The 22,035-nt window shown below is 67.9% G+C and carries 18 protein-coding genes; 10 read left to right on the top strand and 8 right to left on the bottom strand.

Annotated elements, in window-relative coordinates; genetic code table 11:
- Positions 1-13: 13 nt before the first annotated feature.
- Positions 14-1,138, top strand: coding sequence for an LLM class flavin-dependent oxidoreductase (locus IEW24_RS08860; RefSeq protein ID WP_188577616.1), 1,125 nt, complete (start codon positions 14-16; stop codon positions 1,136-1,138).
- 51 nt (positions 1,139-1,189) lie between these two features.
- On the opposite strand, the gene IEW24_RS08855 is transcribed toward IEW24_RS08860, so the two are convergent.
- Complete coding sequence (locus IEW24_RS08855) at positions 1,190-1,672, bottom strand: L-2-amino-thiazoline-4-carboxylic acid hydrolase (protein ID WP_188577614.1); 483 nt, start codon at positions 1,670-1,672, stop codon at positions 1,190-1,192.
- Positions 1,673-1,680: 8 nt separating this feature from the next.
- Positions 1,681-3,183 (bottom strand): class I adenylate-forming enzyme family protein, encoded by a 1,503-nt coding sequence (locus IEW24_RS08850; protein WP_188577611.1) that lies wholly within the window; start codon positions 3,181-3,183, stop codon positions 1,681-1,683.
- Positions 3,184-3,319: 136 nt separating this feature from the next.
- Between IEW24_RS08850 and IEW24_RS08845 the strand changes: the two genes are divergently transcribed.
- From IEW24_RS08845 to IEW24_RS08820, 6 genes are all read left to right on the top strand, one after another.
- The gene (locus IEW24_RS08845) at positions 3,320-4,441 is read left to right on the top strand and encodes an ABC transporter substrate-binding protein (protein ID WP_188577609.1); all 1,122 of its coding nucleotides are present in this window, start codon (positions 3,320-3,322) and stop codon (positions 4,439-4,441) included.
- A 102-nt stretch (positions 4,442-4,543) separates the two neighbouring features.
- Positions 4,544-6,421 (top strand): ABC transporter permease, encoded by a 1,878-nt coding sequence (locus IEW24_RS08840; protein ID WP_188577607.1) that lies wholly within the window; start codon positions 4,544-4,546, stop codon positions 6,419-6,421.
- Entirely contained in the window at positions 6,421-7,266 is an 846-nt protein-coding gene (locus IEW24_RS08835; RefSeq protein ID WP_188577605.1) for an ABC transporter ATP-binding protein, read from the top strand. The genes IEW24_RS08840 and IEW24_RS08835 overlap by 1 nt, the downstream gene beginning before the upstream one ends.
- Complete coding sequence (locus IEW24_RS08830) at positions 7,259-7,987, top strand: ABC transporter ATP-binding protein (RefSeq protein WP_188577603.1); 729 nt, start codon at positions 7,259-7,261, stop codon at positions 7,985-7,987. The genes IEW24_RS08835 and IEW24_RS08830 overlap by 8 nt, the downstream gene beginning before the upstream one ends.
- 108 nt (positions 7,988-8,095) lie before the next feature.
- Positions 8,096-9,106 carry a zinc-binding dehydrogenase gene (locus IEW24_RS08825; protein WP_188577600.1) on the top strand — a complete coding sequence of 337 codons (1,011 nt, stop codon included), beginning with the start codon at positions 8,096-8,098 and terminating at the stop codon, positions 9,104-9,106.
- Between the two features lie 99 nt (positions 9,107-9,205).
- A complete protein-coding gene (locus IEW24_RS08820) occupies positions 9,206-10,330 on the top strand; it encodes a CaiB/BaiF CoA transferase family protein (protein WP_188577599.1) in 1,125 nt (374 codons plus the stop codon).
- Positions 10,331-10,436: 106 nt separating this feature from the next.
- Here the strand turns inward: IEW24_RS08820 and IEW24_RS08815 are convergent, their stop codons facing one another.
- The 6 genes from IEW24_RS08815 to IEW24_RS08790 all read right to left on the bottom strand — a co-directional run bounded on the left by IEW24_RS08815 (position 10,437) and on the right by IEW24_RS08790 (position 17,388).
- Positions 10,437-12,023 carry an ABC transporter substrate-binding protein gene (locus IEW24_RS08815; protein WP_188577597.1) on the bottom strand — a complete coding sequence of 529 codons (1,587 nt, stop codon included), beginning with the start codon at positions 12,021-12,023 and terminating at the stop codon, positions 10,437-10,439.
- Between the two features lie 179 nt (positions 12,024-12,202).
- On the bottom strand, positions 12,203-13,174 hold the full coding sequence (locus tag IEW24_RS08810) for an ABC transporter ATP-binding protein (RefSeq protein WP_188577596.1): 972 nt from the start codon (positions 13,172-13,174) through the stop codon (positions 12,203-12,205).
- Positions 13,171-14,175 carry an ABC transporter ATP-binding protein gene (locus IEW24_RS08805; RefSeq protein WP_188577594.1) on the bottom strand — a complete coding sequence of 335 codons (1,005 nt, stop codon included), beginning with the start codon at positions 14,173-14,175 and terminating at the stop codon, positions 13,171-13,173. The genes IEW24_RS08810 and IEW24_RS08805 overlap by 4 nt, the downstream gene beginning before the upstream one ends.
- Positions 14,172-15,074: an ABC transporter permease gene (locus IEW24_RS08800; RefSeq protein WP_188577591.1), complete on the bottom strand. Its 903-nt coding sequence runs from the start codon at positions 15,072-15,074 to the stop codon at positions 14,172-14,174. The genes IEW24_RS08805 and IEW24_RS08800 overlap by 4 nt, the downstream gene beginning before the upstream one ends.
- On the bottom strand, positions 15,071-16,075 hold the full coding sequence (locus tag IEW24_RS08795) for an ABC transporter permease (RefSeq protein WP_188577589.1): 1,005 nt from the start codon (positions 16,073-16,075) through the stop codon (positions 15,071-15,073). Before IEW24_RS08795 ends, IEW24_RS08800 begins: the two co-directional genes overlap by 4 nt.
- An 86-nt stretch (positions 16,076-16,161) precedes the next feature.
- Positions 16,162-17,388: an acyl-CoA dehydrogenase family protein gene (locus IEW24_RS08790; protein WP_188577587.1), complete on the bottom strand. Its 1,227-nt coding sequence runs from the start codon at positions 17,386-17,388 to the stop codon at positions 16,162-16,164.
- Between the two features lie 182 nt (positions 17,389-17,570).
- On the opposite strand from IEW24_RS08790, the gene IEW24_RS08785 reads away from it, so the two are divergent.
- From IEW24_RS08785 to IEW24_RS08775, 3 genes are all read left to right on the top strand, one after another.
- Positions 17,571-18,971 (top strand): LLM class flavin-dependent oxidoreductase, encoded by a 1,401-nt coding sequence (locus IEW24_RS08785; protein WP_188577585.1) that lies wholly within the window; start codon positions 17,571-17,573, stop codon positions 18,969-18,971.
- A gap of 50 nt (positions 18,972-19,021) precedes the next feature.
- Positions 19,022-20,068, top strand: a complete 1,047-nt coding sequence (locus IEW24_RS08780; protein ID WP_188577583.1) for an NtaA/DmoA family FMN-dependent monooxygenase — start codon at positions 19,022-19,024, stop codon at positions 20,066-20,068.
- A 256-nt stretch (positions 20,069-20,324) separates the two neighbouring features.
- Positions 20,325-21,965 (top strand): rhodanese-like domain-containing protein, encoded by a 1,641-nt coding sequence (locus IEW24_RS08775; protein WP_188577581.1) that lies wholly within the window; start codon positions 20,325-20,327, stop codon positions 21,963-21,965.
- Positions 21,966-22,035 lie beyond the last annotated feature (70 nt).

Raw genomic sequence — 22,035 nt, 5'->3', positions numbered from 1 at the left:
TAAGGAACACACCATGGACGTGCTCTGGTATCTGACCGGCCCCGATGGCCGCTACCCCTGGCGCAAGGATGGCGCGCGCCCGCTCAATTACGCCTATTTCCAGCAGATCGCCCGCGCGGTGGATCATCTGGGATTCACCGGCGCGCTGCTCGCCACCGGCTCGCACGACGCCTGGATTCAGGGCGCGGCGCTGATCCCCTATACGGACCAGTTCCAGCACCTGATCGCGGCCCATCCGCCGCTGATCTCCCCCACCCTGCTGGCGAAGATGATCACCACCTTCGACCAGTTCTCCAACGGCCGGCTGCGGGTGAACATCGTCAACGGCGATGCCAAGCTGATGGCGCAAAATGGCGTGCACCTCAGCCATGACGACCGCTATGCCTATACGGATGAATTCCTCACCGTGCTGCGCGGCCTGCTGCGGGGCGAGACGGTGACGTTCAAGGGCCGCTTCATCCATGTGGTGGAGGCGGGCCTGCCGCTGCCCCCGACGCAGGCCAAGGTGCCGCTCTGGTTCGGCGGCTCCTCGCCCGCCGCGCACGAGGTGGCCGCCAAGCACATCGACACCTACCTCTCGTGGGGCGAGACGCCGGAACAGGCGGAAATCAAGGTGCGCGAGGTGCGGGCGCTCGCCGCGAAGCACGAGCGCGCGGATGCCATCCGCTTCGGCATCCGCCTCTATGTGGTGGTGCGCGAGACAGAAGAGGCCGCATGGGCAGCGGCGCAAGATCTCTACGACCACATGGACGAGGATGCCGTCGCCGGCGCGCAGGCCTACGTGGCCGGTATCGATTCCGTGGGCCAGCAGCGCATGTCGGCCCTGCATGGCGGGCGCAAGCCGAAGGATCTGCGCGAGCTGGAGATCGCCCCCAATCTGTGGTCGGGCATCGGGCTGGTGCGGCACGGGCCGGGCACCGCGCTGGTGGGCAGCCCGCAGCAGGTGGTGAAGCGGATCAACGATTACCGCGATGCCGGCATCGAGGTGCTGATCGCCTCCGGCATGCCGCTGCTGGAAGAGGCCTATCGCTTCGCCGAGATGGTGCTGCCACATCTGCCGGTCCAGCGGGCGGCGCCGCAGGGCGTCACCTCCGCCTTCACCAAGGACCGCGATGCCGCATGGCGGGTGAGCGCCTGAGCATCAGAAAGGCGTGCCCGGCTTTCCGCCGGGCACGCCTTGGACCGCGCCTTATTCGGCGGGCGGGGCGTCCGCGAGGCGGTAGCGGAAATCGCAATGGTCCGCGCCGCCCATGATGGTCTGCGTCCGCTCCATCTCGATGCGCGGATCGATGCCCTTGCAGAACACGGCATCGCGCTGGCACGAGAGCAGGTGGCCGATCTCCGCCAGCCCCATGTCGCGATACATCTCCGCATACTGGCAGCGCTTCACGTCATAATCGAGGGCGGTGGCGGACTGGTCCTTGACCTCGATCTCCAGCGCCCCGTTCATGGTCCACAGATGCAGGGTCGAGTAAAAACCCTCAAGGCCCGAATTCTCGCCCAGCTCGGTGCGGAAGGAGGCCGCCTGCCGGATCGAGTTCTCCCGCACCGCCGTGCCGATCACCGCCTTGGCCTCGTCGGCGCCGAAGCGTGCGACGAGTTCGTCATAGATCGGCTTGATGATCTCGGCCTCGATGCGCCGCCGTTCAAGAATGGAGAGCGTGTTCGTCATCGCCTGCCTCACGCCGCCTTGTTGCGCCCGGTGCGGTCCGCAGCTTCCGCCTTGAGGCGCGAACGGTCAATCTTGTTGGTCTGCGCCAGCGGGATCTCCGGCACGGCGAAGATGTGGCGGGGGTGCAGATAGGGGTCCGCCTGCTCCACGAACCAGGCCTTCACCGCCGCCTCGTCCAGCGGGACGCCGCCGCGCGTGACCACGAAGGCCGCCGGCACCTCGTGCTTGAGATCGTCCGGCACCGGCACCACCACCGCCTGCTCGATCACCGGATGCTGCTCCAGCACCCGCTCCACCTCGGCGGGGTAGATGTTGTGGCCGCCGGAGATGAACATGTCGTCGGCGCGGCCGACGAAATAATGGAAGCCGTCCGCATCCTGCCGGATGATGTCGCGGCTGTCGTACCAGCCGTCGCGCAGAACGGCGGCATTGGTCTCCGGACGGTTCAGATAGCCGGGCATGGTGGCGGGCGTGCGCATGTGCAGCGTGCCCTCGCCCTCCCCCGTCACCAGCGCCCCGTCGGCGCCGACGAGGCGCAGGTTCTCGGGGAACAGCGGATAGCCGCAGGACAGTGCGGGGGACGGACGCCCGTCGGGATGGCGGCCATAGACCGTGGGGCCGGCCTCCGTGGTGCCATAGAAATTGGCGATCTCGGCATTAGGGAACAGGCGCCGGGCCTCGGCGACGAGGTTGTCGCCATAGGGCGCGGAGCCGATGAACAGGAAGCGCACGCCGGCGAAGGCGCGGGGCACGGCGTCCCCCAGATGGCGGGCGAGCATGGCGATCATGGTCGGCACGCCGGACACCCAGTCGCAGCGGAAGATGTCCACGGCACGGGCGAAGCCGGCCGGCGTGAAGCCCGGCAGCACCACGACGCTGCCGCCGGTGAAGAAGGTGCGCTTGATGTTGAAGAGCGCATTCATGTGGAACAGCGGCGCGGCCACCAGCACCCGGTAGGAGGCGGGATCGGTGATCAGCTTCGCGCCCTCCTCCACCGCCCAGTACTGGCCGGCATGAGAGAGCGGCACGCCCTTGGGCGTTCCGGTGGAACCGGAGGTGTAGAGGATCTGGGCGATGTCCGTGTCGGAGACTTCGGCCGGCTCCAGCGGGCCGGGGTCCTGCAATGCCGCCCAAGCTGAGCTGCCGATCAGGATGGCGCCGTCGCGCCGGCCGTGGCGCTCGGCATCGTCGGTCAGCACCAGATCGATGCCGGCGTCGCGCAGGAAGAAGTCGATGGCCTCGTCGCTGGCCCGCCAGTTGAAGGGCACCACCGTGCCGCCGGCACGCATGGCGGCGAAATAGATCACCACATAGTCCGCGCTGTTGCGCGCCAGCACCGCGACCTTGAACGGCGCGCCGCCGAAACGCGCCCGAAAACCGCGCCCCAGCGCGTTCACCTGGTCGTTCAGCTCGCCATAGGTGAACGTCCGCACGCCCGCGTCCGTGGCCTCGATCAGAGCCAGATCCCCGGACTTTCCGCCACGCAGGACGTCGGAGAGATTGTTTGCCATCAACGTGTTTCCCGCTTGTCCCATGCTAATTCCCACCGTCAGGAGCGGGAATTGACGCAATTCACAATCGCGTTGATTGACATGATAGCAAAGCATCCAATAATGTCTATCAACTTACTATGCTACGGAGTTCAAAATGACCATCCGCCGCGCCGCTGCAGGCGTCGCTCTTTCGCTGGGCCTTGCTCTGACAGGCGCCACCGCTTATGCGGCCGATCCCATCAAGATCGGCTTCTTCGCGCCCCTGACCGGCAATGTCGCCAATTTCGGCGAGCGCTTCCGCGAGTCGGTGCAGCTCTATGAGGATCAGGTCAACGCGGCGGGCGGCATCGACGGCCGCAAGCTGGAAGTGGTGTTCGAGGACGACCGCAACTCGCCCAAGGAAGCCGCCAGCATCGCGCAGAAGTTCGCGAACACGCCCGGCCTCGTGGCCGTCATCGGCTCCTTCAGCACCACCGCCTCGCTGGCCGCCGCCCCGATCCTGACCGAAGCCAAGATCCCGCAGATCAGCCCCTCGTCCTCCCATCCGGACTGGCCCAAGTTCAGCCCCTACACCTTCCGCCAGAACGTGCGGCAGGATCAGCTGGCCCCGCTGCACGCCGAGATCGTGCTCGACAAGCTCAAGGGCAAGCGCATCGCCATCCCCTATTTCCAGGACGACTGGGGCCTCGTGACCGCCAACACCACCAAGGCGGCAATCGAGAAGCGCGGCGGCGAAGTGGTTCTGGTCGAGCCCATCGCCCCCAATTCCCGCGACTTCCGCCCGCTGGTCAGCAAGATCAAGTCGCTGAACCCGGACGTGATCTTCCTGCCCGTTCACTATCAGGAAGCCTCCGCCTTCGTGCAGCAGCTGCGGCAGGCCGGCGTCACCACCCCCATCGGCGCGCCGGACCCGCTCAGCAACCCGAAGTTCCTGGAGCTGGCCGGCAAGGATGCCGAGGGCGTGCTGCTCTACACCATGTTCTTCGCCGACAACCCGAAAGTGAAGTCCTACGTGGACGCCTACAAGGCCAAGTACAATCGCCTGCCCGACCAGTACTCGGCGCTCGCCTATGACTCCGTCGCGGTCGCGGTGAACGGCGTGAAGGCCATGCTGAAGTCCGGCAAGCCGCTGACCGGCGAGAACGTCCGCGACGCCATCGCCACCGCGCCGGCCTACGAAGGCCTGACCGGCGTGACCAAGTATGACGAGAACCGCGAGGTGGAGAAGAAGAGCACCTTCATCGTCATCAAGAGCGGCGCCTACGTCCTCTACTGAGACCCGGCCTAGACGCGGACGCCGCCTGTTCCGGTCATCGGGGGCGGCGTCCTTTTCCCTTTCGCGTTCCGGCCCCAGTGCCCATTCAAGGCTGCCCATCCCATGGAGCTGTTTCTCAGCCAGATCCTGAACGGTCTGGCCATCGGCCAGGTGTATGCGCTGATCGCCCTCGGCTTCAGTCTGGTCTTCGGCGTCGCCAACATCATCAACTTCGCGCAGGGCGCGCTGTTCATGCTGGGCGCTTTCATCGCCTATTCCGCCATCGCATGGTTCGGCCTGCCGCTCATCCCGGCCGCCATCGTCTCGGTGGTGATCGTCGCCATCCTCGGCCTGCTGCTGGAGCGCATCGCGCTGCGCCCGCTGATGGGCGCGCCCTATATCGCGCCGTTCCTGTCCACGCTGGCGATCAGCACCATCATCGACCAGTCGGCGGAGATCATCTGGTCGCCGGAAAGCCAGCCCTTCCCGGCCTCCATCTCCAGCACCACCTTCTTTATCGGCAACGCCTACATCACCGTCACCGACCTGGTGATCTTCGGCTTCGGCGCGGCGGCCACCATCGCCCTCACCTTGTTCGTGTCCTACACGTGGACCGGCCGCGCGCTGCGCGCCACCGCGCAGGATCCGGCGGCGGCGGCCCAGCTCGGCATCCGCACCGACGTCATGCGCCAGATCGCCTTCGGCCTCGCCGGTGCGCTGGGTGCGCTCTCGGGCATCCTCGTGGCGCTCTATTTCCAGAGCGTCTTCCCGCAGATGGGCATTCCCTTCGGCCTGAAGGGTTTTGCCGCAGCCCTGCTCGGCGGCCTCGCCCGCATTCCCGGCGCTGTGGTGGGCGGCCTGCTGCTCGGCATCGGCGAGACGCTGGCCAGCGCCTATGTGGGCGACAGCTATCGCGACGCCATCGCCTTCAGCCTGCTGCTGCTCATGCTTCTGGTGCGCCCCAACGGCCTGCTCGGCGGCGGCAAGCTCAACGCGCTTGGCGGCTCGGGGGCGGCGGCCGGCGCCATGCCGACCACCAGCCTGCTCGCCTCCGCCTCCAGCCAGCTCTCCGCGACGCGAGCCTATTATCTGCCCGCATGGGGCTTCCTCGTGGTGGGCGCGGCCTTCGCGCTCGTGCCGCTCCTCGTCTCCAGCACCTATGTGCTGCAGGCGCTGATCTACGGCTTCATCTTCGCGCTGCTGGCGGTGAGCGTGAGCCTCGTATCCGGCGCAGCGGGCATCCTCTCCATCGGCCATGCGGCCTTCTTCGGGGTGGGCGCCTATGCGGTGGCGGTGCTCGCGCGGCCCTATGGGCTCTCCGCCGATGTCACGCTTCTGGCCGCCGTGGTCCTGACCGCGCTGGTGGCGCTCATCGCCGCCATCCCGCTGCTGAAGCTCAGCGGCCACACGGCGGCGCTCGGCACGCTGGCCATCGGCCAGATCGGATTCCTCGTGTTCCTGAACTGGGTGTCGGTGACGCGCGGCCCCATGGGCATTCTCAACATTCCCCACCCGGTGCTGGAGGTGCTCGGCGGCCTGCGCTTCGCCACCACGGGCCAGAAATACTGGCTGGTGCTGGGCCTCGTGGTCATCGCTGTGGTGATCGCCGAGCGCTACGTCTCCTCGCCCATCGGCCGCACCTGGCGGGCGATCCGCGAGGACCGGCTGGCGGCGCAGGCTTCCGGCCTGCCGGTGCGGCGCTACATCCTGCTCGCTTTCGCCATCTCCGGCGCGCTGGCCGGGCTGGCGGGCGGCCTGTTCGCCTATGTGCAGCAGGTGGTGAGCCCGGAGAGCTTCACGGTGGAGACCTCCATCCTCATCCTCACCATGGCGGTGCTGGGCGGGCTCGGCAATCTCAGCGGCGCGGTCCTCACCGGCTTTGCCCTTGCCATCCTGCCCGAGTTCCTCCGCGGTTTCGAGGAATGGCGGATGATCATCTACGGACTGCTGCTGCTGGTCGCGCTGCGCGTGCGCCCGCAGGGCCTGCTGGGAGCACGCTGATGGCCGGCGAAGGCATTATCGTCGACAACGTCTCGCGCATCTTCGGCGGCCTGCGCGCCGTCGATGGGGCCAGCCTCAAGCTGGCGCGCGGGGAGACCGTCGCCATCGTCGGCCCCAACGGCGCCGGAAAGTCCACCCTCGTGCAGCTCATCAGCGGCGTGGACAAGGCGGACAGCGGGACCATCCATGTGGACGGCGTACGCACCGACCGCCTGCCGCCGGACCGCATCGCGCGGCTCGGCGTCGGCCGCAGCTTCCAGACCTCGCGCGTCTTCCCCGCCCTCTCGGTGTGGGACAGCGTGCTGGTGGGCGTGCAGCCGCGCCTCATCGCGACCGCCTCGGGCCGCCTGCTGGACCCGGTGACGGAAAGCCTCGGCGCCTTGCTGGGTCTGCCCTTCTGGCGCCGCCGGGTAGCGGCGCAGGAGGCAGCGGCCGAGACCGCCCTGAAGCTGTTCGGCGACCGGCTGTGGCCGCGCCGCGACCAGCCGGCCCTCGGCCTGTCCTACGCCAACCGGCGGCGACTGGAGATCGCCCGCCTGCTCGCCGCCGAGCCGCGCTATCTGCTGCTCGACGAACCCAGCGCCGGCATGAACCCGACCGAGACCGAGGAACTGACCCAGCTCATCCTCGACCTGCGCCGGAGCCATCCCCACATGGGCATCCTCGTCATCGAGCATAAGCTCTCCCTCGTGCGGCGGATCGCCGACCGGGTGGTGGTGCTCAATCAGGGCAAGGTGCTGATCGAGGACACGCCTGATCACGCGCTCGACCATCCGGAAGTGGTGGAAGCCTATCTCGGCCGCCCGCGCGCGGGCTCCAATTTCCAGGACGCACACCATGGCTGAGACCCAACCCCGCATCGTCATCGACGCCATCGACGTGCATTACGGCGCCGTGCAGGCCCTGTTCGGCGTCAGCCTGACGGTGGGCGCGCGCGAGGTGGTGGCCGTGCTCGGCGGCAACGCCTCCGGCAAGTCCACCACCATCAAGTCCGTGCTCGGCCTCGTGCGCCCCACCAAGGGCACCATCACGCTGGACGGCGCTCCTGTGAATGGCCAGCGGCCCGACGCCATCATCGCGCGGGGCGTGGCCAGCGTGCCGGAAGGGCGGCGGGTGTTCCCGGAGATGTCGGTCTACGAGAACCTGCTGCTCGGCGCCTATCCGCGCCGACGCGAGGCGCGCGAGCTGGCCGGCGATCTGGAGCGCGTCTATGACGCCTTCCCGCGCCTGAAGGAGCGGCGCGCGCAGTTGGCGGGCACCATGTCCGGCGGCGAGCAGCAGATGCTGGCGCTGGCCCGCGCCTGGCTGCGCAAGCCGACGCTGGTGTGCATCGACGAGCCCTCCATGGGCCTGTCGCCCCGCTTCGTGGATCAGGTCTACGAGGTGCTGCAGAGCTGGAAGGCGCAGGGCATCACCATCCTGCTGGTGGAGCAGAACGCCCGCATGGCGCTGGAACTGGCGGACCGCGCCTATGTGCTCCAGCATGGCCGCGTGGCCGTCTCCGGCACCGCGCGCGATCTGGCCTCCGACCCGCAGGTGCGCAAGGCCTATCTCGGCGCCGCGTGAGGCACGAAAATCCGCTCCAGTACTTTGCTCAAGCACGGCGGGCCGGCGCGCTGGTCCGCTTTTTCCCAAAGGGCCGCACCAGAGCCCGAACACCTGAGATGGACCGATATGAAAGCCGTCATCTTCGAAGAACATGGCCCCGTTTCCAACCTGAAGGTGGCCGACATTCCCGCGCCCGAGCCGGCAGCCGGCGAGGCGCTGGTGCGCGTGCGGGCGGTGGCGCTCAACGGCTTCGATCCGATGATCCTCGCCAAGATCCCCGGCATCAACACCCCGCTGCCCATGATCCCCGGCGGCGACATCTCCGGCGAGGTGGCCGGCTTCGGCCCCGGCACGGATGCCGGTGAATTCGCCGTCGGCACCCGCGTGCTGATCGACCCGCTCATTCGCGGGAAGGGCGTGTTCGGCGAGACCGTGCGCGGCGGCGCCTGCGAATATGTCACCGTGCCAGTCACCAATCTGGTGCGGGTGCCGGATGCGGTGTCCTTCGAGGACGCCGCCGCGCTGCCCATCGCCTATGGCACCGCCTATCGCATGATCCGCGAGCGCGGCAAGGTGCTGGCGGGCGAGAAGGTGCTGGTGCTCGGCGCCACCGGCGGCGTGGGCGTGTGTTCCGTGCAGCTGGCCAAGCTGGCGGGTGCGGAAGTGGCCGCCGCCACCTCCTCCGCCGCCAAGGCCGAGCAGTTGCGCGCCATCGGCGTCGATCACGTGATCAACGTGGCCGAAGAGGATTTCGTGAAGTCCACGCAGGCGCTGTGGGGCAAGCCGCGTGTGTTCGACGAGGGCGGCGGCGCCGACGTGGTGGTGAACTTCGTGGGCGGCGACGACTGGGCGCGGGCACTGCGCTGCGTGAAGCGCGGCGGCCGTATGCTCACCTGCGGCGCCACCAACGGCTATGATCCGAAGACCGACATCCGCTTCATCTGGTCGTTCGAGATCAGCGTGGTCGGCTCCAACTGCTGGACCCGCGGCGACCTCGTGGCCCTGCTCGACCTCGTGGCGGACGGCAGCCTGAAGCCGCAGATCTCCTCTCTGCGCCCGCTGGAGGAGCTGCCCACCTCGCTTCAGGACATGATCGACCGCACCGTGTTCGGCAAGGCGGTCCTGCGCGTCGCCTGACCGGACGATCCCCGCCGGCGCAGGTCGGCGGGGCTCATTTTGCCATGTCTGCCAGGGCCAACCCCGCACACATCCGTACGAAAAGGGAGCGGACCCGGCATGCCGGCAGACCTTCTCAAGGGCATCCGCGTGGTGGAGCTGGGACAATACATCCCGGCGCCCTTCGCAGCATTGCAGCTGGCCGACCTCGGCGCCGACGTGGTGAAGATCGAGCCGCCCGCCGGCGACCCCATGCGCCATCTCGGCGCGGCACGGGCGGATGGGGTTTCGGCCGCCTACGCCGCACTCAATGACGGCAAGCGCATCGTTCTTGCAGACCTGAAATCGGCCGAAGGGCAGGCACATGCGCAGGCACTGGTCGCGGCAGCCGACGTGCTGCTGGAATCCTTCCGGCCCGGCGTCTTGGCGCGGCTGGGGCTGGGACGGGACGATCTCGCGCGGCTCAATCCCCGCCTGATCCACTGCGCCCTGTCCGGCTACGGCCAGAACGGCCCCCTCGCCCGCGCCGCCGGGCATGACATCGGCTACATGGCGGCCGGCGGCGGCCTCGCCCGGCTGGGCACGGCAGACCGTCCGGTCAGCGGCCGGCTGCCCATCTCGGATTATGCCAGCGGTCAGCAGGCGGCCCTGTCCATCGCTGCCGCCCTGCTGCGCCGCGAGCGGACGGGACAGGGCTGCTTCATCGACATTGCCATGACCGACGTGATGCTGTCATGGCAGGCGGCGGATCTGGCGGAAGCCTCCATCGCCCCGCCGGCGGCCCGTGGCGAAGGCTCCATCGACGGGGGTGCCGCCGGCTACAACATCTATCGCGCGGCCTGCGGCGGCTTCATCGCGCTCGGTGCGCTGGAGCCGGCGTTCTGGGGCAATTTCTGCGCGGCCATCGGGCGTGCCGATCTGGTCGCCCGGCATGATGATCCCCTGCCCCAGATCCAGCTCGTCGACGAGCTGAAAGCGCTCTTCCTCACCCGTTCCGCCCTTGAGTGGGAAGAGCGGCTCGGCGCTGCGGATTGCTGCTTCCAGCGTCTGCTGGAGACTGCGGATATCCCTGCCTTTCCGCAGTTTGGCGCCCGGCAGATGATCCGGCACCGGCAAGACGACACCGTGGCCGTATCCTACCCCGCCTGGATCGATCAGGCACCCGCGCAGGAGCGCCGTCTGCCCTGGCGCGAAGTCGGTCTCCCGGAAGCCCTCGCCCGCTGGGCTCCACTGTCCGAGGCGTGATCCACCCGGCTTGGGACCGCAGCACAGCCCCGATGGCGACACTTCCGTGCGTTCAGCACGGATGAGAGAAAGGGGCGCATTGAGGCGCCCCTTCCGTCTTCGGCGCCTACTTCTCCAGCCATGCACTCCCATAGGAGCCGTAGAGCCCATCAGGGTTGGGATCGAGGCCGTGCAGCTTCTTCACCTTCACCCCGAACAGGCTCACCTCCAGCAAGGTGATGGACGGCAGATCCCGCTGGGCCACACGCTGTACCTCGCGGATCAGTTCGGCGCGCTTCTTGGGGTCGCCCTCCACGTGGCTCGCCTCGATAAGCTTGTCGATCTCCGGGTTCTGGTAGCCTGAAGCGTTGGTCCAGCTGGCGCGATTGAAGGTCTTGCTCCAGAAGCGGCGGTGCACGCCGATCTGCGGGTCGGCATTGGCGGCGTAGTACGCGGTCATGGTGTCGAACTTGCGCTCGGCGAACACGGTGCGCAGCCAGCCCGCCAGATCGTAATTGACGATCTCCAGCTCGATGCCCACCCGCTTCAGCTGCTGGCGGATGAACTCCGCCGAGCGACGGAAATCCTCGCCATAGGCCACCGGCAAATGCGTGACCTTGAAGCGCACGCCATCCTTGCCGCGCTTGTAGCCGGCCTCGTCCAGCAGGCGCTCGGCCTTGGCCGGATCATAGGCATATTGCTGCGTGTCGTTGGCGTGGAACTGCTTCTGGTCACTCGGCACCGGCGTGGTCGCGGGCTTGGCGAAGCCATACCAGGCCACATCCGCCAGCGCCTGCTTGTTGATGGCGTGGGCAAAGGCCTGCCGGACGCGGATGTCCTTGAAGATCGGGTTCTCCAGATTGAAGTCGAAGAAATACATGGGTGCGAAGGTGCCGAATCCATCGGTGACGATGTCGATGTTCGGCAGCTTTTTCAGCCGCTCCACATCCGACAGCGGCACCGGCGTCACCGGCACATAATGCACCTGCCCGGTCTCCAGCCCCGCCGCGCGGGCACCGGCATCGGGGATCACACGGAACAGCACGCGGTCGAGATAGGGCTTGCCCGCATCCCAATAATCGGGATTGCGCTCCAGCGTGATGTGGTCGCCGCGCACCCATTCCTTGAACACGAACGGCCCGGTGCCGATGGGCTTGTTGATCCACTCGTTGGTGAATGGATCCTTGCCCTCCCACAGGTGCTTGGGCACGATCGTGGCATTATCGGCGCCGAAGGCAGACCAAATGGCCAGCGAGGGCGCCGAGAGGCGGAACACCGCCGTGTTCTCGTCCGGCGTGTCGATGGCCTCCACGGTGCCGAAATTGCTCAGGCCGCGCGAATGGAACTTCTTGTTCAGCTCGAGGATGGAGAAGGCGACATCCGCGGAGGTGAAGGGCTTGCCGTCATGCCACTTCACCCCCTTGCGCAGATGGAAGGTGATGGTCTTGCCGTCGGCCGAAATCTCCCAGCTCTCCGCGAGGCGCGGGAGCGGCTTGTAGTCCTTCGACAGGGTGACGAGGTTCTCGTAGATCTGCGACTGCACGATCACCGCCGTCTGCGAGGAGAGATAGAGCCGCGAGGGCTCCGGCTCCAGCGCCACCACAAGCGTTCCACCCTTCACGGGGACCTTCGTCTCCTGCGCGACCGCCGGCACGGCCGACGACACGCTCGCGCCGGCCACCACGGCCAGCGCTGCAACCAGAACCTTCCACATAACTTGTTGTCTCCTGGGGGGATTTCGGGGGGGATTTCGGACGATGGCCCGCGCGCGCGCCGGGCCGTCGAGGCGCGCAACCGCGCCACGCTCCCGCACTGGCGGGAGGCGCTCCGGCGGGCGCATCGGGATTGAAAGGGCCGCTGCCGGCCGCTCACGCGCGTGCCGTGAGCAGCGGATCAGGCGGCCTTGGCCACCGCGGCATCGTGCAGATGACAGGCGACCGAATGACCGTCACCGATGGTGGCGAGCTTCGGCTCCTCCACCGCGCAGCGGGCGAAGGCCAGCGGACATCGCGTGTGCAGGCGGCAGCCGGCGGGCGGGTTGTAGGGGCTCGGCAGGTCGCCGCCGATCACCTGCTTGTCGGCAATGCGGTGGCGGGCGGGATCGGTGCGCGGCAGCGCCTCGATGAGCGCGCGCGTATAGGGGTGGGCCGGCGTCCGCCACAGCGCGCTGCGCGGCGCCACCTCCACGATCTTGCCCAGATACATGATGGCCACACGATCGGCGATATGCTCCACCACCGAGAGATCGTGGCTGATGAACAGATAGCTCACCTTCTGCGCCTGCTGCACCCGCCGCAGCAGGTTCAGCACCTGCGCCTGCAACGATACATCGAGGGCGGACACCGGCTCGTCGCAGACGATGACGCTGGGATTGAGCGCCAGTGCGCGGGCGATGCCGAGCCGCTGGCGCTGGCCGCCGGAGAATTCGTGCGGCAGCCGGTCGATGAATTCCGGTCGCAACCCCACCTGCTCCATCAGCGTTGCCACCCGCGCCCGCCGTGCGGCGGCATCGCGCAGGCCGTGCAGCTTGAGCGGTGTCTCGAGAATGGTGCCCGCCTGCTGGCGCGGGTCGAGCGCGCCCATGGGATCCTGAAACACCATCTGGATCTTCGGCCGCAGCGCCCGCCGCTCGGCGCGCGAACGGGTGCTGAGGTCATGCCCCTCCACCCTGATGCTGCCGGCGGACGGCTCCACCAATTGCACAATGGCCTTGCCGAGGGAGGATTTTCCGCAGCCGCTCTCGCCCACCAGCCCCAGCGTCTCGCCGGGCGCCAGATGCAGGGAGATGCCGTCCACGGCGGTGAGGTGGCCGCGCGCCGTGCGATAGGACACGACCAGATCGTTGATTTCGAGAACGTTGCTCATGCGACGACGCCTCCGGCGGCGAGAGGGGCGCGGATGCAGGCGACGGCGCCACCGTCGCCCGAGGGCAGCAGGGCCGGACGGGTGGCGCTGCACGCCTCGTAAGCCACCGAACAGCGGGGCGCGAAGGCGCAGCCGGGGGGCAGATCGGCCAGCGAAGGCACGATGCCCGGTATCTCGTCGAGGAACTCGCGCAGTTCCTCCGGCCGGGGCCGGGCGCGCATCAGGGCACGCGTATAGGGGTGCAGCGGCCCGGCGAACAGGTCGAGCACGGAGCGCTCTTCCACCTTGCGCCCGGCATACATCACCAGCACGCGGTCCGCCGTCTCCGCCACCACGCCGAGGTCATGGCTGATGAGGATCAGCGCCATGCCCAGCTCGCGCTGGAGCGAATTCAGCAGCTTCAGAATCTGCGCCTGCACGGTCACGTCGAGCGCGGTGGTGGGCTCGTCCGCGATCAGCACCGCCGGACTGGCGGCGAGCGCGATGGCGATCATGGCGCGCTGGCGCATGCCGCCGGAGAAGCGGTGCGGATAGTCACTCGCCCTCCGCGCGGGCTCGGGAATGCGCACGAGGTCCAGCAGTTCGACCGCCCGCCGATGCGCTGCCGCGCCGCGCAGGCCGGTGTGCCGCTTGAGCGTCTCGATGATCTGGTCGCCCACAGTCAGCACCGGGTTCAGCGCCGAGAGCGGATCCTGGAAGATCATGGCGATGCGGTTGCCGCGGATGTTGCGCAGCGCGCGTTCCCGCAGCCGCAGCAGGTCCTGCCCCTCGAACAGGACATGACGTCCGCCGATCTCGGCCGGGGGCGAGCGCAGGAGGCGCAGCAGCGCCATGGCGGTCACGGACTTTCCGCAGCCGCTCTCGCCGACGATGGCCAGCGTCTCGCCGGCGGACACGCTGAAGGAGAGCTGGTCCACAGCGGTGAGCAGGCCTGTGGGCGTGCGGAACCGCACGGTGAGATCGGCGACATCGAGCACCGCCGGTGACGCATGCGCGGTCATGACAGCGACACCCGCGGATTGAGCACGTCGTTGAGCCCGTTGCCGAGCAGGTTCAGCGCCATGACGGTGAAGGAGATGGCGAGCCCAGGCAGCGCAGTCATGTACCAGGCGGTGCGCAGCACCTCGCGCCCGGCCCCGATCATGCTGCCCCACGAGATGAGGTTGGGATCCCCCAGACCGAGGAAGGACAGCGCCGCCTCGGTGAGGATGGCCGAGGCCACGAGGATCGAGCCCGCCACCACCACCGGCGAGATGGCATTGGGCAGGATGTGGGTGAGGATGATGCGCGTGTGCCCCATGCCCATCACCCGCGCCGCCTGCACATATTCGGCATCGCGCAGGCGGAGCGTCTCGGCCCGCACCAGCCGCGCGATCTGCGGCCAGGACGTCACCGCGATGCCGAGCACGATGGAACCGACGGATGGGGTGAGGATGGCGACCACCACCACCGCGAACACCAGCGGCGGCATGGTCTGGAAGACTTCCGTCACCCGCGTCAGGATCTGATCGGCCCAGCCGCCGAAATAGCCCGACACGGCGCCGAACACGACCCCGAGCATCACGGCGAGCGCGGCGGCGGAAAAGCCCACCGCCAGTGAGACGCGCCCCGCATGCACGAGGCCCGTGAGGATGTCGCGGCCGAGCATATCGGTGCCGAGCGGATGGGCGGCATCGGTGAAGGGCCAGATGAAGGGCCGCGCCACCATGTCCAGCGGGTCGGCCTCGAAGATGCGGCCGGCAAAGATGGCGCCCAGCACCACCAGCAGGAGGCCCGCCGTGCCGATGAGCGCGGTGCGGCTGCGCCAGAAACGATAGGAGAAGGAGGAGGTCCGCACCCGGCGCGGACGGCGGACGGCGCGCGCGGGAGCGAAGCGGGCGGACAGGGTTTCGAAGGTCATCGGATGTCGATCCTCGGGTCGAGGAGGGCGTAGACAAGATCGGTCACGAGGTTCGACACGATCACGAGGAAGGAGGAGAAGAACAGCACCCCCAGCAGGAGGTTGATGTCGCGCTGGAACACGGCGTCGAAAGCGAGCCGCCCCATGCCGGGCCAGGCGAACACGGTCTCGATCACCACCGAACCGGAAAGCAGCGCACCGAGCTGAAGGCCGGTCATGGTGACGATGGGCAGCAGCGCGTTGCGCAGCACATGGCGCAAGGTGACGGGCAGCGGGTTCAGCCCCTTCGCCCGCGCGGTGCGCACGAAGTCCAGCTCCTGCACCTCCAGCATGGCCGAGCGGGTGAGCCGCGTGTAGATGGCGATGTAGAAGAAGGCGAGGCTGAACACCGGCAGCACCATGTGCCGGGCCACATCCAGCATATGGGCGAAGCCGGTGTAGCTGTGCTCCAGATCCTGCATGCCGCCGGCCGGCAGCCAGCGCAGTTCCACCGAGAACAGCACGATCAGCATCAGCCCGACCCAGAACAGCGGTGTGGCGAAGCCCACCGTGGACAAGGCGGAGATGACGCCATCCGGCCATTTCCCGCGCCATTGCGCGCTGATGGCGCCGAACAGCACGCCGAGGACCACCGCGATCAGCAGGCTGGAGAGCATCAGCAGGGCTGTGTTCGGTGCCCGCGAGACGATGAGGTCGAGCACCGGCAGGGAGTTGCGGAAGGAATAGCCAAGATTGAGCTGCGCCAGCTCGGTCAGATACTTCGTGAACTGGACCCAGATGCTCTGGTCGAGCCCGAATTGCTGGCGCAGAATCGCCATGTATTCCGGCGAGGCCGAGCCGGCCTCACCCGCGATCACCTCCGCCAGATCGCCTGGCGCGAGACGGAGAAAGAAGAAGTTCAGCACCACGATCGCGAGGATCGTGGGGATCACCTGCAGGACGCGCACGCCGAGATAGCGCAGGACGCGCGCATCCGGCAGGGCAACTCCGGAAACGGACATAAGATAACTCCTGCCTCGGGCTGGGGCCCCGGGCCGAGAGCAAAGGCAGGACATACGGGCCCTGCCGGGCGAAAGTGATCCTACGATCAGAAGAAGCTCGTGGACGGCAGTGCCGTGCCGTTGAGCTCCAGCTGGCCGATGGCGCGCGCCTTGTAGAGGCGCGGGTTATGCGAGGAGAGCGTACGGGCATTGCGCCAGTGGCGGTCGAGATTATGCGTCTTCAGCGCCGCCGAGGCACCGCCCACATCGAACAGCTGCGAGCCTGAGCGGATGACCAGATCATCCACCACCACCTTCGCCTTGGCGGCGCGTATGGCGCCCTGGTGCGTGGCCTCAAGGTCGGGCTGGCCGGCAAGCCGCAGCGCCTCGGCCGCATCCTGCGCCTCGGCGGCGGACAGGACCGCGACCTCGGCGACGAAGGCGGCGCTGGAGATCTCGCCGATCACCTGCTGCAGGATGGGATCATCGGTCGGCACCGGCGCGGGCGCGAAGAAGAAGCTGCGTTCACGCCGCCGCACGAGGGCCGTCGCATCCGCAAGAACCGCGCGCAGGATGCCGGCATTGACGGCGGTGAGATAGAGCTGCGGCAGCGTGCTGGAATAAGGCAGGCCATAGCCCTGCGTCGGCGTGTCGTAGACCACCTCGGCCGCCTCGACGCGCACGTCCGTGAGGAGGGTCGTGCCGCTGCCGGTCAGGCGCTGCCCCACGCCATCCCAGTCATCCACAAGCTCAATTCCCGCCCGGTCCAGCGGGATTATGGCCGATGCCGGACGCCCATCCTCGGATGACACGCGCACCAGCACCAGATCGGAGAACAGGGTGCCCGTGCTGTAGAATTTGCGGCCCGTGATCCGAAAGCCGTCGCCATCGGGCCGCAGCACCGTGTCCAGCGGCGATGCGCCCACCACCGGCGCCGCCGGCTCGTTATTGGCAAGACCGACGATGGCGCCATCGAGCACCGCCTGCTGCCAGAGGCGCTGCTGGGCATCGCGCGGCCGGCGCGCATAGCGCTCCACGAAAACGAAATGGTTGCGCAGGATATGCGCCACATTGGCATCCGCCGCGCCAAGGCGGATGACCACCTCGAACAACGCGCGGAAGGACGCGCCGCCGCCACCCGCCTCGGCGGGAATCGTCAGGGCGCCGAGACGGGCCTGCCGGATGAGCCCGATCAGCTCGAACGGCAGCGTGCGGGATGCCTCGCGCTCCGCCGACCCTTCCGCGATCAGCGCGATCAACGCCTGAAGCTTGGAGGAGGACGCGCTTGGGACTGCTGCATCATTGAGCAGCTGGTCATGGAGGATTTGATTCATAGCCATTCCGGGCTGGGGCGACGGCGCAAGCGTGCAAGCCGTCCGGGATGACTCCATAAAATATTGTCTATCGATTTTATCAAGATAAAAATTGACAGACTCCAGACAGGCTGTTTCCCTCGACCTCCCGCCGCCGCCCCAAGCGCCGCAGGCGCACCCTTTTCGTTGAACGAGACCTGCCGATGTCCAAGGAAATCCGCGTCAATGCCTTCGCCATGGCTTCCCCGGTGCATCATTCGCCCGGCCTCTGGCGGCATCCCGAGGACCGCTCGCTGGATTTCACCTCCCTCGCCTACTGGACGGACCTCGCGCAGGATCTGGAGGCGGGGAAGTTCGATGCGCTCTTCATCGCCGACAGCATGGCGTCCAGCGAGGTCTATGGCGGCTCCTATCATGCGGCGCTGCGCGTGGGGGCGCAGATCCCCAAGCTCGATCCCATGGTGATCGTGTCGGCCATGGCGCTGGTGACGGAGCATCTCGGCTTCGGCATCACAAGCAATGCCCTCTATGAGCCGCCCCACCCGTTCGCGCGGCGCATGAGCACGCTGGACCACCTGACGAAGGGGCGCATCGGCTGGAATATCGTCACCGGCCACACTGTCTCGGGTGCCAGGGCCGTGGGGCAGAAAAGCCTCACTCCGCACGACGAGCGCTATGCCATAGCGGAAGACTATCTGGAGGCCGTCTACGCCCTCTGGGAAGCAAGCTGGGATGACGATGCGGTGCAGCCCGCCGGCACGGCCGAAGCCTATGCGGACCCGGCCAAGGTCCGTGCCGTCGTGAAGGACGGCCCGCATTTCCAGCTTGATGCCCCCCATCTGTCGGAGCCCTCGCCCCAGCGTACACCCGTGCTGTTCCAGGCGGGCGCTTCCAGTCGCGGGCGGGCCTTCGCCGCCAGCCATGCCGAGTGCATCTTCGTGAGCGGGCCGACGCCGGAGGTGATCGGTCCGGTGGTTGCCGACACCCGCCGCCGGGCGGCTGCGGCCGGGCGCGATCCGCGCGACCTGAAATTCTTCTCCATGGCCACCACCATCGTGGGCGCCACCGAGGAAGAAGCCCGCGCCAGGCTTGCGGACTATCGGCGCTACATCAATCCGGAGGCCGCGCTGATCCTGTTCTCCGGCTGGACGGGCATCGATTTCTCCAAATGGGATCTCGACGCCCCCATCACCTTCGACAGCGGCTCGCAGGGGCTCGTCTCTGCCCTTGAAGCCTTCTCCATCGCCGATCCCAACCGCGTCTGGACCGTGCGCGAACTGGCCGAGCACAATGCCATCGGCGGGCGCGGCCCGGTGTTCGTGGGCTCACCGGCGCAGGTGGCGGACCAGATCGAGGCGTGGGTCGAGGCCACCGATGTGGATGGGCTCAACCTGTCCTATGCCATCACCCCCGGTGGCTTCCGTGATTTCGGCACCCATGTGGTGCCCGAGCTGCAACGGCGGGGCCGGTTCAAGCAGGATTACGCGCCCGGCACCCTGCGGGAAAAGCTCTACGGCGCGGGCCATGCCCGGCTGCGCGACACCCATCCCGGCAGCCGCCACCGGCCGCTGTCGGCCGAGCCCTTGCAGCGTGCGGCCGGCTGAAGACGCCAGCCCGCCCCTGCCCGAACGCCATCCAGAGCGGATCCCTCCCGATGACCCAGCCTTTTCGCCTGACCGCCCTCGTCAGCGCCAGTCCCCTGCTTCCGCCCGCGCAGGCCGGCGCCTATCTCGACCTTGCCACATGGGCCAGACTTGCCAGCACGCTGGAACGGGGGCGGTTCGATGCGCTGATCCTCGCCGACCATCAGAGCACGCCGTCCAGCGAGGGCGGTGCTCCGGTCCCCCGTCTCGATCCGTTCATGCTGGTGACGGCCATGGCCCACGTCACGCGGCATCTCGGCTTCGCCGTCACCGCCAGCACAGCGCTTGAGATCCCGGCCGTGCTCGCTCGCCGCCTCTCGACCCTCGACCATCTGACGGACGGGCGCATCGGCTGGAGCATCGTCGCCGGCCATGCGGATACCGAGGCGGAAGCACGCGGGCAGGGTTCCGGTCTCGCCCGAGCGGCGGATTACGACCGGGCCGACGAATTCCTGCACGTCGCCTACCGGCTCTGGCAGGATTCGTGGGAGGACGGATCGGTGGTGCGGGATCGGGCCAGCGGGGTGTTCGCAGATGCCACGAAGGTGCACAGCATCTCCCATCACGGGGCCCATTTCGATCTGGAAACCGTGCATCTCACCGAGCCCTCCCCCCAGCGCACGCCTTTGCTCCTCCATGCCGGCGCCTCGCCCGAGGGTCGGCGCTTCGCCGCCCGCCATGCGGAGGCGGTGCTGGTGGCCGGCGACTCGCCGGTGGATGTGGCCACGCAGGTGCGGGACATCCGCACGCAGGCACCGTCCTTCGGACGCGCCCCGCAGGACATCTCCGCTCTCGCCATCCTGGCATCCCTCCCCGCCAACGCCTCGCCCGCGCGGGTTGCCGATCATCTGGAAGGGTGGATAGAGGACGCAGACGTGGACGGCTTCGCCTTGGCCCTGCCTCCGGATGCCCTCGCCGATTTCGCGGGCCACGTGGTGCCGGAACTCCTGCGCCGCCGCCTGCTCGGGGCAGACGATACGGAGCTTGCCTTGCGCACCAGATTTGGCGGCACTGCCCGTCTCAAGCAGAGCCACACGGGCAGCCGCGCCGTCGCCTGAGACCGCGGGTTCACGTGTCATGACAGCCAGAGCCATCACGCGAGACCCCTGACGAGGTCATCGCGTGATGGTGCTTGCCTGCGCGTGCCCACGACGGGACCACAGGAACCGGCTTTCTCGTCTCCGATTATTTTATACTAAATCGATAGACATAAAAACTGATTCAGTCCTATGGTTCTCCGAAGGCCAGTTCCGCCGCGCCAGAGCCGCCGCGAAGGGCCTGATGCCGCCCCCTATCCGGCCGCAGGAGAACGCCATGACCACCGTGCTTCCCAACGTCCTCGCCCCCGTCGCTCCCTTCCCCCTGCTCACGGCCGCCCAGCTGCGTGACGCCATTGCGGGCAGCGGTGAGATCGCAATCCTGGATGTGCGCGACGAGGGCGTTCGCTCCCGCGACGGGCACATCCTTCAGTCCGTGCCGCTGCCGCTGAGCCTCATCGAGCTGCGCATCGCCACGCTCGTGCCGCGTCAGGCGACCCGCCTCGTGATCTATGACGACGCCACCGATGATCAGGCCTTCCGCGCCGCCCTCAAGCTGCGCAAGCTCGGCTATCCCGACGTCTCGCTGCTCGATGGCGGCATCGACACGTGGCGCGTGGCCGGCTTCGAGACCTACACCGGCTCGAACGTGCTCTCGAAGGCATTCGGCGAGTTCGTTGAGCATGCATACAACACGCCGCACCTCTCTGCCCGCGAGGTGAAGCAGCGCCTCGATGCCGGCGAGGACATCGTGGTGCTCGACGGCCGCACGCTGCAGGAGTTCGAGAACTTCTCCATCCCCGGCGCCCACGCCGTGCCCAATGCGGAACTGCCTTATCGCATCCACGAGGTGGTGAAGTCGCCGGAGACGCTGGTGGTGGTCAATTGCGCCGGCCGCACGCGTTCCATCATCGGCGCACAGGCGCTGATCAATGCCGGCGTGCCGAACAAGGTGGCGGCGCTGGAGAACGGCACCATGGCGTGGCTGTTCGAAGGCTACAAGCTCGACGAGGGCCGCCCCGCCCGTCCGCCCGAGCCGTCGGCGGAAGCGCGCGAGAAGGCACGCGGTTCCGTTGCCGTCCTGACGAAGCGCTTCGGCATCCGGCACATCGATGCGCAGACGCTCGCCACCTTCCGGAGCGAGCGGGATAGCCGTTCCCTCTATGTCTATGACGTCCGCACCCGGGCCGAATATGAAGCCGGCCACCTACCCGGCGCCCTGTGGGCGGAAGGCGGCCAGCTGGTGCAGGCCGTGGACCGCTGGGTCGGCACCCGTAACAGCCGCATCGTGCTGGTGGACGATGCGGACGGCGTGCGTGCCGCCATCACCGCCTCCTGGCTGGTGCAGCTCGGCTGGCGCGAAGTCTATGTCCTCGCCCTGGACCTCGCCCAGGCCACACTGGAGCAGGGCCCCGAACGGCCTCCGCTCGCCGCGCCCGTGCCCGAGGTGGAGAGCGTTTCCCCGCACGAGCTGGAGCGCCTGCTGGCGGCGGGTGAGGCGGTGCTGTTCGATCTCGACACCAGCCTGGCCTATCGCGCCGGCCACGTGCCCGGCGCCCGCTTCGCCATTCGCGCCCGCCTTGTACGGCAGGCGGAGAACCTGCCCGCCGGTCAGATCATCCTCACGTCGCCGGACGCGACCCTTGCCCGCTTTGCCGCCGAAGGGCTGACCAGGGCGTCCAAGCGTCACGTACGCGTTCTTGCCGGCGGCACTGCCGCGTGGCGCGCTGCCGGCCTGCCGCTGGAGACGGGCGACACCCGGCTCCACCATCCCACCGATGACGTGTGGCGCTCGCCCTATCAGGTGGACAGCGACCGCCATCAGGCCTTCCGCGACTATCTGGCGTGGGAAATCGGCCTGCTCGACCAGTTGGCCCGCGACGGCAGCGTGTCCTTCGCCACCTATCCCGCCGCCTGATCAGACATCCGTTGGCGATCCGCCCCTTGGCTGCATGCCGGGGCGGATCGCATCTGCCCCAGACAGAGAT

This window comes from Azorhizobium oxalatiphilum (genome assembly GCF_014635325.1).
In the GTDB taxonomy this organism is placed as follows: Bacteria; Pseudomonadota; Alphaproteobacteria; order Rhizobiales; family Xanthobacteraceae; genus Azorhizobium; species Azorhizobium oxalatiphilum.
Note: the sequence above shows the minus strand (reverse complement) of the source record. Positions and strands in the feature narration are given on the sequence as shown.

Bases quoted from the DNA above. Each gene is read 5' to 3' on its own strand.
- IEW24_RS08860 (WP_188577616.1), top strand. From the start codon at position 14: ATGGACGTGCTCTGGTATCTGACCGGCCCCGATGGCCGCTACCCCTGG.
- IEW24_RS08855 (WP_188577614.1), bottom strand. From the start codon at position 1,672: ATGACGAACACGCTCTCCATTCTTGAACGGCGGCGCATCGAGGCCGAG.
- IEW24_RS08850 (WP_188577611.1), bottom strand. From the start codon at position 3,183: ATGGCAAACAATCTCTCCGACGTCCTGCGTGGCGGAAAGTCCGGGGAT.
- IEW24_RS08845 (WP_188577609.1), top strand. From the start codon at position 3,320: ATGACCATCCGCCGCGCCGCTGCAGGCGTCGCTCTTTCGCTGGGCCTT.
- IEW24_RS08840 (WP_188577607.1), top strand. From the start codon at position 4,544: ATGGAGCTGTTTCTCAGCCAGATCCTGAACGGTCTGGCCATCGGCCAG.
- IEW24_RS08835 (WP_188577605.1), top strand. From the start codon at position 6,421: ATGGCCGGCGAAGGCATTATCGTCGACAACGTCTCGCGCATCTTCGGC.
- IEW24_RS08830 (WP_188577603.1), top strand. From the start codon at position 7,259: ATGGCTGAGACCCAACCCCGCATCGTCATCGACGCCATCGACGTGCAT.
- IEW24_RS08825 (WP_188577600.1), top strand. From the start codon at position 8,096: ATGAAAGCCGTCATCTTCGAAGAACATGGCCCCGTTTCCAACCTGAAG.
- IEW24_RS08820 (WP_188577599.1), top strand. From the start codon at position 9,206: ATGCCGGCAGACCTTCTCAAGGGCATCCGCGTGGTGGAGCTGGGACAA.
- IEW24_RS08815 (WP_188577597.1), bottom strand. From the start codon at position 12,023: ATGTGGAAGGTTCTGGTTGCAGCGCTGGCCGTGGTGGCCGGCGCGAGC.
- IEW24_RS08810 (WP_188577596.1), bottom strand. From the start codon at position 13,174: ATGAGCAACGTTCTCGAAATCAACGATCTGGTCGTGTCCTATCGCACG.
- IEW24_RS08805 (WP_188577594.1), bottom strand. From the start codon at position 14,175: ATGACCGCGCATGCGTCACCGGCGGTGCTCGATGTCGCCGATCTCACC.
- IEW24_RS08800 (WP_188577591.1), bottom strand. From the start codon at position 15,074: ATGACCTTCGAAACCCTGTCCGCCCGCTTCGCTCCCGCGCGCGCCGTC.
- IEW24_RS08795 (WP_188577589.1), bottom strand. From the start codon at position 16,075: ATGTCCGTTTCCGGAGTTGCCCTGCCGGATGCGCGCGTCCTGCGCTAT.
- IEW24_RS08790 (WP_188577587.1), bottom strand. From the start codon at position 17,388: ATGAATCAAATCCTCCATGACCAGCTGCTCAATGATGCAGCAGTCCCA.
- IEW24_RS08785 (WP_188577585.1), top strand. From the start codon at position 17,571: ATGTCCAAGGAAATCCGCGTCAATGCCTTCGCCATGGCTTCCCCGGTG.
- IEW24_RS08780 (WP_188577583.1), top strand. From the start codon at position 19,022: ATGACCCAGCCTTTTCGCCTGACCGCCCTCGTCAGCGCCAGTCCCCTG.
- IEW24_RS08775 (WP_188577581.1), top strand. From the start codon at position 20,325: ATGACCACCGTGCTTCCCAACGTCCTCGCCCCCGTCGCTCCCTTCCCC.